This is a genomic window from Gammaproteobacteria bacterium (assembly GCA_013696315.1).
GTDB lineage: Bacteria > Pseudomonadota > Gammaproteobacteria > JACCYU01 > JACCYU01 > JACCYU01.
On the sequence record JACCYU010000091.1, the window covers coordinates 1 to 9,446 of the forward strand.

The window sequence follows — 9,446 nt, forward strand, 5'->3', positions numbered from 1 at the left end:
GCGCTCTGATAACACTGCAACGGGGCGGGGAAAGGAGTGGGGAGATTTCAATCGAACGTGCGGCCATGGCCGCTGCTGGCGCTCATCATGAGCGTTGTGTTTCTGTCGTCCTGCGCGCTGCCGGGACTCTCGATCAGAGACTACGATCGGGAGCCTGACCAGTACGCGACTTCGGATGATCCGCGTTATCTCGACGAAGACGAAGTCGATTACGATCCTGTCGTTCACTCGATTACGCCCGCACTGGTGCTCAATCAGCAGGTGGCGGATACGATCGAAACAGGCGGACCCGGCGGCGCGCGGCACAACGAGCGATTAGACGCCGAGTATAAGGTCGGCCCCGGCGATGTGCTCAGCGTCATCGTGTGGGTGCATCCCGATCTCACCAATCCCACTGGCGCGACCGAAAATCTGGAGAGCGCGGGCCGGCTCGTGCAGGCCGACGGCACGATATTCTTTCCCTTTGTCGGCACCATCAATGTCGCCGGCCACACCATCAAGGAAATCCGCCAGATGCTCACCGACGGCCTCGAGAGCGTCATGCGTGAGCCGCAGGTGGATCTGCGCGTGCTTTCATACCGCAGCAAATATGCATTTGTCGTCGGTAGCGTCGGGCGGCCATGCAGAATCGCCATCACCGACCGGCCGCTGACCATTGTTGATGCGCTGAACCAGTGCAATAGCATCACGCGTCCGATCACCACCCGTTCGGTCACCGTTGTGCGCGGCTCGCGTACTCAGCTTGTGGGCCTGCGCGATGTTTATCTGGGCGACGATCCGTATGGCATCCGCCTGCACAACGGCGATCGCATCTATCTCAACGACACGCGGGACCGCATCTTTATGGTGGGTGAATTTATGGAGCAGAAGACGCTGCCGGTGCCCACCAGCGGGCTGACGCTTGCGGAATCCATCGCGGCCTCCGGCGGGCTTAACCTGGAGACCGCCAATGCGGGCGGCGTGTATGTGATTCGAGGGCTGGTCTCCGAGCGGGATATGGAAAATGAAGGTGTAGAAGCCACCGATATATCGCCCGAAATTTATCATCTGGATGCCAGCTCGATCGATGCGCTCATTCTTGCCGATCAGTTCCAGCTCCAGCCGCGCGATGTCGTATTCGCCGCCGCGGCGGACCTGGTCAACTTCAACCGTGCGCTTGCGCAGCTGATCCCGACGGTCTCACTGCTGTTCCAGTCCCGGTTCATTGTGCAGGGCAGATAAAGTCTATCCTCGCGCCCATTCCAAAACCGTTCTTGTCATTCTGAGTGGAGCGAAGAATCTCTATAACCACCTGAGCTGGACAAGGTTCTTCAGTCGCCATGCGCCTTTAGAATGACAGAGGAGTTTTGAGCCGTTCTCAAACCGAGACCCGAAATCGCGAGTGCATGAAATGTTTCATCGATCATGAACAAGGCCATTCAGCAGGAACACTGGGCACTATCCGCGCAGGACGAGCAGGAGGAAGAGATAAGCCTGCGGGACTATGTCGGCATCATCCTGCAATCCTGGGAGCTGGTACTTTTTACGCTCGCGCTCGCCGCGCTGATTGGCGCCTATATCGCATGGACGGCGCGGCCGGTTTATGAAAGTAATGCGCTCATCCAGGTCGAGCCCAAGCCGGGCGCCTCTGTTGCTGCGGGGTTGGACCCGATGGCCGCGATTTTTGAGGAGCCGGCCCAGGGCCTGGCCGAAATTGAAATCCTTCTGTCCCGCTCGGTGCTCCGCCGGGCAGTAAAAGAACTCAAACTCGATATTGTCGCCGAGCCCCGATACTTCGGTGGCCTTGGCGCGGCACTGGCACGGCGGTATGGCGATCGCGCCGCGCCGGCCGATCCGCCGCGCACGGTTTTATCCCTGCTGCCGGCTGCCGTGAAGTCTTATATTCCGAATCTGGCAAATTACGCATGGGGCGGTGAGCGGATAATGCTGCCGCGTCTGCAAGTGGCACCTGCGCTTCTCGGCGTGCCGCTCGTGCTGGAAACGGGCGACGCGGGCAGCTATCGGCTTTTTTGCGAAGACGACACGCGCGCATATTGTGACCCGGCGCGGACGTTGCTGGTTGGTAAGGTCGGCGAATCCGTGCGCGCTCTCACGCCTGCGGGCCATATGCAGATGTTCGTAAGCGGAGCTGAAGGCGCGGCCCGGAACGCAGTTCCAATTAACCCGGTTGCCAATTCAGGTGGCCGTGCAAAATCAGCAAGAACACCTCGCCGCCACCGAGACAGCCGAGGGAACGGGCATGCTGAGCATCACGCTGGACGCGCCCGATCCGGCGGCCGTAAAAGCGCGCCTCAACGCCATCGCTAACAGCTATCTGCGTCAGAACGTTCAGCGTCAGTCAGAAGAGGCGCGGCGCACTTTGGCGTTTGTAAACGGTCAGCTTCCGCGGCTGCGCGAAAATGTGAACATCACCGAGGCCGCGATGCGTGATTATCAGGCCGAGCAGGGCACAGTGGATTTGAGCCTGGAGGCGCAGGGAATACTGAACTCCATGGCCACAGTTGAGCAGCGGATTTCCGGCCTCGGACTTCGCAGGGCGGCCCTCATGCGGACTTTTACCGAGAATCATCCGCTGGTCGAATCGCTGGATGAGAGACGAGCCCGACTGAAGGAAGATCGCGCCCGGATCGAAGAACAGATGAAAGAATTGCCTGATATCGAATCGGACTACCTCAAGCTGGCGCGCAATGCGAAAGTCGCCAACGGGCTTTACCTTCAATTACTCAACCGCGCGCAAGAGCTGAAAGTGACCGAGGCCGGCGTCACCGGCTATGTGCGTATCGTGGACTACGCCTTCAAGCCTCTGCTTCCGGCCGGCCCGAGCCGCGTGCGAATTCTGTTGGTGGCAATCGCATTGGGTGGCGTCTGCGCGGCAGGTATCATCTTTCTCAAGCGCGCCTTGGCGCGTACGCTGGAAACGCCAGATCTCATCGAGCGCAAACTGGGGTTGCCGGTTTACGCCACCATTCCACACAGCAAGCATCAATCCGCGCTATACCGCTCGAAACGCAAAAAACCGGGCTCCGGTTCCGACGTGCTGGCGCGCAGCGCGAGTACGGACAATGCGATCGAGAGCCTGCGCAGCCTGCGCACCAGCCTGCAGTTCGCGCTGATCGACGCCAAGAATAATGTCATCACCATCACCGGCCCCACGCCCGGCCTGGGCAAGACGTTCGTCGCCGTCAATCTGGCCTTTCTTCTCGCGGACATCAACAAGCGCGTATTGCTGATCGATGCGGATCTGCGGCGGGGCCATACGCACCGTTACCTGGGGCATGCGCGCACGCCCGGTCTCTCGGACGTGATCGCCGGTCGAAGCAAACTGAGCCAGTCGATTCATCTCATCGACAACAAAGGACTGTATTTCATGGCTACCGGCACGATTCCGCCCAATCCTTCCGAGCTTCTGGTGCACGACAATTTCAATCGGCTGATCGAACAGGTCTCCGAAGATTACGACATGATCATCTTCGACACGCCGCCGATTCTGAATCTCACCGACGGCATTATCACCGCCAAGCAGTCCGGTATCACTTTCCTAGTGGTGCGGGGCGGTGAGAGCACCATCTACGACGTTGAGCACAGCGCCAAGCGTTTACAGCAGAACGACATAAAGCTCAACGGCGTGATCTTCAATGATTTGAAACTGAGCGCGTCGAAGTACGGCTACGGTAAATACGGCTATTACAACTATCAGTATAAACCGGGCAAGCCGGGGGCATGACGATCGCGCGGTGCTTAGGTGTCGCGTCCCGAAACTCTTCTGTCATGCTGAGCGAACCCCCCATGTCATTCTGCGTGGAACGAAGAATCTAGTGTTCCACCGAGAAAAGACAGATGCTTCGTTTCACTCAGCATGACAAAGCATCACTCAGCATGACTGGCGAGTCAGCACGCCGAACCACTTAGCATGACAAACATATCATTCTGAGTGAAACGAAGAATCTCGCGAAGGGTCCGGGCTTGAACCGATACTACGTGTACATCCTGACCAATAATTCACGCACACTCTACACAGGCGTCACCAATGATCTCATGCGGCGAATTTACGAACATCGGCAAAAAATGGTATCCGGATTCACCGCGCGGTATAACATCGCAAGACTGGCGTGGTTCGAAGAAACTGGCGACATCACCAGCGCTATCGCGCGTGAAAAGCAGATCAAGGGATGGTTACGATCCAGGAAATTTGCGTTGATAGAGTCCGTCAATCCGAAGTGGGAAGACTTGAGTGCTGATTGGTATCAATAACCTCCGTTTTTCGGTAGCCGCCAAGTTATACGAACTGGGCCGCTTTTCCTCCGGCCGCGCAGCCGAGATGGCAGGGATAGAGCGCGTAACGTTCCTCAATGCTTTGGGTCGGCGCCGTATCTCGGTGTTCAACTATTCCGCCGATGAGGCTTGAGCGCGAGATCCATGAGTCGAAAACACGAGGCGGAAGAACCGCTTGAATGTCGTCTGCGACCGGTCCGCTGCTGCTGTTCGCCAGGATCGGCCGGATCGAGCTTCTCGCCAAGCTTCGATGCGGTATCGCTTTCCATTGCTGCGGTGCAAGACCGACCGTGAAGCATTTACAGGCATATAATAGTCGCACCATATTTTGAGGGTTGAGAGAATGCGTACTATTGAAGCAATTATTGATGAGAAAGGCACCATTCACCTGGCGGAACCGATTAAGCTTTCGGCGGTGCGACGCGCTTTGGTTACCATCCTCGACGAGGAGCCAGCCATATATCCGAATGAAACCGCGCTACTTAGCGAAAAAGCCCTTGCTGAAGATTGGGACCGGCCTAAAGAGGACGCAGCGTGGGCGCACCTGCAGCAACAACAGTGATCTTGATTCCGTTTCCGTTCTCGGATCTGTCGCGCACGAAGCTAAGGCCAGCATTGGTGTTGGCCAGCACCGACCGCGACGATATGATCCTGGCTCAGATTACCAGCAGGCCTTATGCTGATGCGCGCGCGATCAAAATAACAGACCAGGACTTTTTATCCGGCACCCTGCAAGTTACCAGTTACGTAAGGCCGTGCAAGCTGTTTACGGCGCATCACAGCCTGATTAAAGCTGAAGTCGCAAGTTAAAGCCCGAGGTTTTTCGCAGCGTTATTCAGAGCGTCATAGCCACGCTTAGTAAATGGATGGCCACATAGAAAAGAGCACAGCCGGCGATCGCTAAAATCCCTGGGTGACCGGCGCCTGGATACGCTGGTCGGCACCGAATTCGGCGCCTTGGATTACGATGTGGCGTTACAGTCAACCTTAAGCGTCCTGCTTGGCCACGGCTTGAGTCTGCATGGCGCCGGGGTGCTGGAAGGCACTCGATCCGATGTTTATGACGACGGCGGCCCGTTCGCGAATCGACAACAGGAGAACGGCCTGGACGAAGCCTTCCTGCAATGGACGCATCGTCCGGTTTCTGCATACCTTGGACGAGTCTCCGGTGGCATCCAGAAGCTCAACAACGATGACTTTACGGTCCTCGACTACGAGGGCGCATTGCAGTCGCCCACGGGGCAACATCAGCTACATGCGCATCTCGCGCATTTCGATAACCAGGATCGCGACGACGATCGTGACATGGCCATCGGTTCGTACCGCTTCTGGTGGTGGGAGCGCGATATCAGCGTCACGCTTTCCGCCGGGCAGTTCTTCGATGAACAGCTCGCCGGCCGCGTGATCCTGCGTCGTTACATCGGCGACGTCATCGTCGGGCTTTTTACGGACGCGATGAGGCTGATCAACAGGCAGGTGGACTGTCGATCAGTTCCCCGCTGACCCCGCGGGTTGGCATGGAGCCGATTGGCGGCGCGTACGCGGTTGGTCAACCGCGCTGGCAGTATGCCCTAAGCACGACCATCGATGGGCCCAATGGCCGCAATGTATTGAGGCCGGATTTCTTGGCTGAGCCGGACCCGAATTTCAATCTGCGGCGCGATTTTCTCGATTCGGATCGCGCGTTGCCTGGCTATATTGAATCGCACTGGCGTCGCGGCATCTACGGCGACCAGATCGATAGCGAGGGACGGTAACTGGTGTGAAGCGGGGGTTTTTAAACAGTCGAACCAAGTAGTGGTTGTCGGTCCGGACCCTTCACTGTGTTCAGAGCCTGCCCCTTCGACAACCTCAGGGCAGGTTCTGAGCTAATGTCGTGTCCCAGAAATAACCTGCCTATTTTTGAGCCATCATTCCGTTGGCCGGAGTCCCAGTGACAAGGACGTTTGTTGAGCTAAATTCCCGCCTGCGCGGGAATGACGAAGAGATGTGAAGTTTATGAATGGGACAGCACACTAGCGAACGGGATATCCTCCGTGAAGAATCTTGATCCCGCTATTCAATTTGTCACGGCAGCATGCCGGCGACCGGGATCGCGCAGGCAGGGGAACGCCGCCGGGCTTGCGGTTTCGCCGGATTGCATCGCGGTCACCGCGGTGTAGCGTTCCGGCGGGACGTCGGTGCATCCACAGCGTCGATCGAGCGAGGTCGACCAGCCAGTATTCCTCGATGCCGGCCTGCACATACAGCCGCGCTTTAGTGTCACGGTCGTAGACCAGGCTGCTGTCGGCGACTTCGATCACCAGTAACACGTCGTCCGGCCGGGGTAGCCCGGCTGCGTAACGATCCGCGCGGGGCCTCAGCAGTGTGATAAATCACCATGCTTTCGGCCACATTCACCCGCTGGGCGATGGCGCCGTAAGACAGGCCGCTGGTCATCAACAGACATAGCTGGCTTTGTCGGTATGAAAGCGACAATCGCTCCAGCTTCGGCAATAGCCGCATGGTAATGGCCCCGGTTGCTGCACAGTAATACCGATCAGTCCCGCAGCCTCGGGATTGACGTTACTGAGCCAGTGCGCCCTGAATACGAAACGTCCCCAGGTATTGCGGTAACGCCTCACGGGCCGAAGGCCCATGTAGGTAGTGTCCCGGTGGATATCGATCAGGCGTTGACGCCGGCGCGCCACGGGCGCCGGCAGCACGGCTCAAAAACGGCCGAGGTGGTTTTTCTGTGGGTCGGCAAGGAGTTTCCGCAAACTAAACCAGACGCCGCAAACAAATTGCGAGAGGTTCAGCCTGCCCGTCCACGGCCGATCAACCCGCCTAAAAAGCCGATGATCAGCGTCACACAGGCTGCTTTGCGCATGTATGGTTTCCGGTACAGAAAAAACAGCCGTTCATCGACCAACCGGGACATAAGTGATTTACCCGGATTTCCCACTGGCGCTGATCCGCTGGAGTACGACGGGGGGAATGCGTATGGCCGCTGATTTCATACTGGGGTTTTTGGCGCTGCTGATGACGGCGCTGTTCATATTGATTTCGAACAAACCCGCACGCATGGTTGGCCTGGTGGATCATCCGGGGGGGCGCAAACAGCACGAGGCTCCCGTGCCGTTGTGCGGCGGGCCGGCGATGATAACGGCCTTTCTGCTGATGGTGCTGATATTTCAGGCGCCGCCGGCCACGCGCCACGTGGGGCTGTTGGCCGGCGTGCTGTCGCTCGCGCTACTGGGGCTGCTGGACGATTATCGCGATCTGCGCGCCGGCAAACGCCTCCTTGCGCAGGCGCTTGTGTCATTTACCTGTGTCGAATATTTCGGTCTGCTGCCGCTTGAGAATCTGGGAGATCTGATCGGGCTGGGCGACGTGTATCTCGGTATAGCCGCGCTTCCCTTCTCACTCTTCTGCCTGGTCGGGTTCATCAATGCATTCAATTTCATCGATGGCGTCGACGGTCTGGCGGGCGGCGTGGCCGTGGTCGCGCTGGGCAGCTTTGCGGTCCTGGCGCTCGGCGTCGGTCGTATCGGCGCGTTCGAGCTGCTGACCTTGCTCATCGGCTGCACGGCAGGCTTTCTGTTCTTTAATCTCCGCACACGGTGGCGTGCGCGCGCCAGCGTATTTTTGGGCGATTGTGGGAGCACGGCGCTGGGGTTCGTGCTCTGCTGGTTCGCAATCGATTTGACGCAGGGCAGCGTGCCCGCGATGGCGCCGATCATCGCCGTGTGGATACTGGCGCTGCCGGTCCTGGATACTGTCAATGTTGTGCTGAGTCGCGGATTGCGCGGTCAAGGTCCTTTCGTCGGCAGCCGCGATCATCTTCATCATGCGCTGATGATGGCGGGTTACTCGCCCCGGCAGACGGTGCGTATCCTCATAGTTATCGCCGCGGCGCTGGCCGGCGTGGGCCTGCTCGGGCATCGCTACGCGGTGGCGGAGCCGATCATGTATCTGGGTTTCGTCGGGCTGGTGTTCGTCTATTACGCAAGCTTGAGTCTATTCTGGCATGATCGTTACCGGCAACTTCTGAACCGGTCCGCTGCCTCGACCGTCACGTTTGCCGAGTTCATGAAGGGCTCTTATTCAATCTGTGCCCCGCAACCACCGCCGCTACCGGAGTCTGTACTGCGGGAGGCGAGTTTGACGCCTTCGCTACGGCCTTAAGCGGCATCGCGGAGCGCCGTCGCCCGCATGTATCTGCGTGTGACACGCGTGGCTCACCGGGCAACGGTTATGGCCATGCGGCACTATCGTTACAATGCACGCCCCATTCAGCGCCTGCTGAAGGTCACAGTCAAGTAACCCGCACCGATGGAATACAAGCTTACTTACTTGGCGCGCATCGCGCTGCTGCTGATGTTGACTGTAGGCGTTTACCTGGCGGCGGTCGAAGGCGGCCCGGTCGCCGCGGCCAATCTCAATGACAAAATCGTGCATCTGGTCGCGTTTTTTGTGCTGGCGCTGGGTGCCGATTACGCGTTCCCGCGCCGCCGCTTCGACTGGTTTACGGCGTCGCCGTTGCTGGGCTATGGACTGCTGATTGAGATCATGCAGTTCTTTATACCGCACCGCAGCTTCTCGCTTGCGGACCTGGCGGCCGACGCTGCAGGCCTGGCCGTTTATGCGGCGACTGCCTTTATCTTGAGGCAGTTCTCTCCTCCATTAAGTCGCAGGTTTCCCACCGGCCAATAACGCCATTGCTTGCGTGCAATTTGCTAAGCCACTGAGTTGCGCGGAAACGTTTATTTGTTCCACGGCATTTGTCCCAGTCCTCACACACGGTCGACCAGCACGAACAGCTCGCGCCAGGCAAGGCTGCATTTGGGGCGCACATGGATTGTTTCTCGCACACACCCCGAATCAGACCAAGTATCTCCCGATTCAGGCAGTTCCATTGCGGTCGTTGCCTGTGCCAATCACTCCTTGCTTCCATAGTATGGTCAGCTACAATCGCGCGTGGACTAATATGAATTCCGGGTCTTCGCTGACCGGCCGGGGACAGTTCTTAAGAATATAACGGAAGTATGTACTTGTTGAAAAATGACGGCTAGCAGCCTGTCGGACTTGAGAAGCCGGCTCGCGTCGCGAGCGCAGGTTTCGAGTCGTGTTGATGGTTCATCGGTTCGCTGACGGGAGTGTTGGGCGCGAAAAGTGACTCGTTTCCTGCTCTT

13 protein-coding genes are annotated in these 9,446 nt (G+C 58.1%); 12 read left to right on the forward strand and 1 reads right to left on the reverse strand.

The window, feature by feature from the left end; genetic code table 11:
- Positions 1–87: 87 nt before the first annotated feature.
- The 9 genes from H0V34_05100 (at position 88) to H0V34_05140 (ending at position 6,029) form a co-directional block, all read left to right on the forward strand.
- Positions 88–1,221: a polysaccharide biosynthesis/export family protein gene (locus H0V34_05100; GenBank protein MBA2491100.1), complete on the forward strand. Its 1,134-nt coding sequence runs from the start codon at positions 88–90 to the stop codon at positions 1,219–1,221.
- A 183-nt stretch (positions 1,222–1,404) separates the two neighbouring features.
- Positions 1,405–2,307 carry a hypothetical protein gene (locus H0V34_05105; GenBank protein ID MBA2491101.1) on the forward strand — a complete coding sequence of 301 codons (903 nt, stop codon included), beginning with the start codon at positions 1,405–1,407 and terminating at the stop codon, positions 2,305–2,307.
- Positions 2,240–3,724 (forward strand): polysaccharide biosynthesis tyrosine autokinase, encoded by a 1,485-nt coding sequence (locus tag H0V34_05110; GenBank protein MBA2491102.1) that lies wholly within the window; start codon positions 2,240–2,242, stop codon positions 3,722–3,724. The genes H0V34_05105 and H0V34_05110 overlap by 68 nt, the downstream gene beginning before the upstream one ends.
- A 239-nt stretch (positions 3,725–3,963) precedes the next feature.
- Positions 3,964–4,251 carry a GIY-YIG nuclease family protein gene (locus H0V34_05115; GenBank protein MBA2491103.1) on the forward strand — a complete coding sequence of 96 codons (288 nt, stop codon included), beginning with the start codon at positions 3,964–3,966 and terminating at the stop codon, positions 4,249–4,251.
- The gene (locus tag H0V34_05120; GenBank protein MBA2491104.1) at positions 4,232–4,405 is read left to right on the forward strand and encodes a UPF0175 family protein; all 174 of its coding nucleotides are present in this window, start codon (positions 4,232–4,234) and stop codon (positions 4,403–4,405) included. The genes H0V34_05115 and H0V34_05120 overlap by 20 nt, the downstream gene beginning before the upstream one ends.
- Positions 4,406–4,615: 210 nt before the next feature.
- Positions 4,616–4,834 (forward strand): hypothetical protein, encoded by a 219-nt coding sequence (locus H0V34_05125; protein MBA2491105.1) that lies wholly within the window; start codon positions 4,616–4,618, stop codon positions 4,832–4,834.
- A complete protein-coding gene (locus tag H0V34_05130; GenBank protein ID MBA2491106.1) occupies positions 4,807–5,082 on the forward strand; it encodes a MazF family transcriptional regulator in 276 nt (91 codons plus the stop codon). The genes H0V34_05125 and H0V34_05130 overlap by 28 nt, the downstream gene beginning before the upstream one ends.
- Positions 5,083–5,241: 159 nt before the next feature.
- Positions 5,242–5,775, forward strand: a complete 534-nt coding sequence (locus H0V34_05135) for a hypothetical protein (protein ID MBA2491107.1) — start codon at positions 5,242–5,244, stop codon at positions 5,773–5,775.
- Positions 5,776–5,789: 14 nt separating this feature from the next.
- Positions 5,790–6,029, forward strand: a complete 240-nt coding sequence (locus tag H0V34_05140; protein ID MBA2491108.1) for a hypothetical protein — start codon at positions 5,790–5,792, stop codon at positions 6,027–6,029.
- Positions 6,030–6,287: 258 nt separating this feature from the next.
- Here the strand turns inward: H0V34_05140 and H0V34_05145 are convergent, their stop codons facing one another.
- A complete protein-coding gene (locus H0V34_05145) occupies positions 6,288–6,644 on the reverse strand; it encodes a Uma2 family endonuclease (protein ID MBA2491109.1) in 357 nt (118 codons plus the stop codon).
- 282 nt (positions 6,645–6,926) lie between these two features.
- Between H0V34_05145 and H0V34_05150 the strand changes: the two genes are divergently transcribed.
- From H0V34_05150 to vanZ, 3 genes are all read left to right on the forward strand, one after another.
- Positions 6,927–7,265: a hypothetical protein gene (locus H0V34_05150; GenBank protein MBA2491110.1), complete on the forward strand. Its 339-nt coding sequence runs from the start codon at positions 6,927–6,929 to the stop codon at positions 7,263–7,265.
- Positions 7,255–8,439 carry an undecaprenyl/decaprenyl-phosphate alpha-N-acetylglucosaminyl 1-phosphate transferase gene (locus H0V34_05155; GenBank protein ID MBA2491111.1) on the forward strand — a complete coding sequence of 395 codons (1,185 nt, stop codon included), beginning with the start codon at positions 7,255–7,257 and terminating at the stop codon, positions 8,437–8,439. The genes H0V34_05150 and H0V34_05155 overlap by 11 nt, the downstream gene beginning before the upstream one ends.
- A gap of 147 nt (positions 8,440–8,586) precedes the next feature.
- Complete coding sequence (vanZ, locus tag H0V34_05160) at positions 8,587–8,967, forward strand: VanZ family protein (protein ID MBA2491112.1); 381 nt, start codon at positions 8,587–8,589, stop codon at positions 8,965–8,967.
- Positions 8,968–9,446 lie beyond the last annotated feature (479 nt).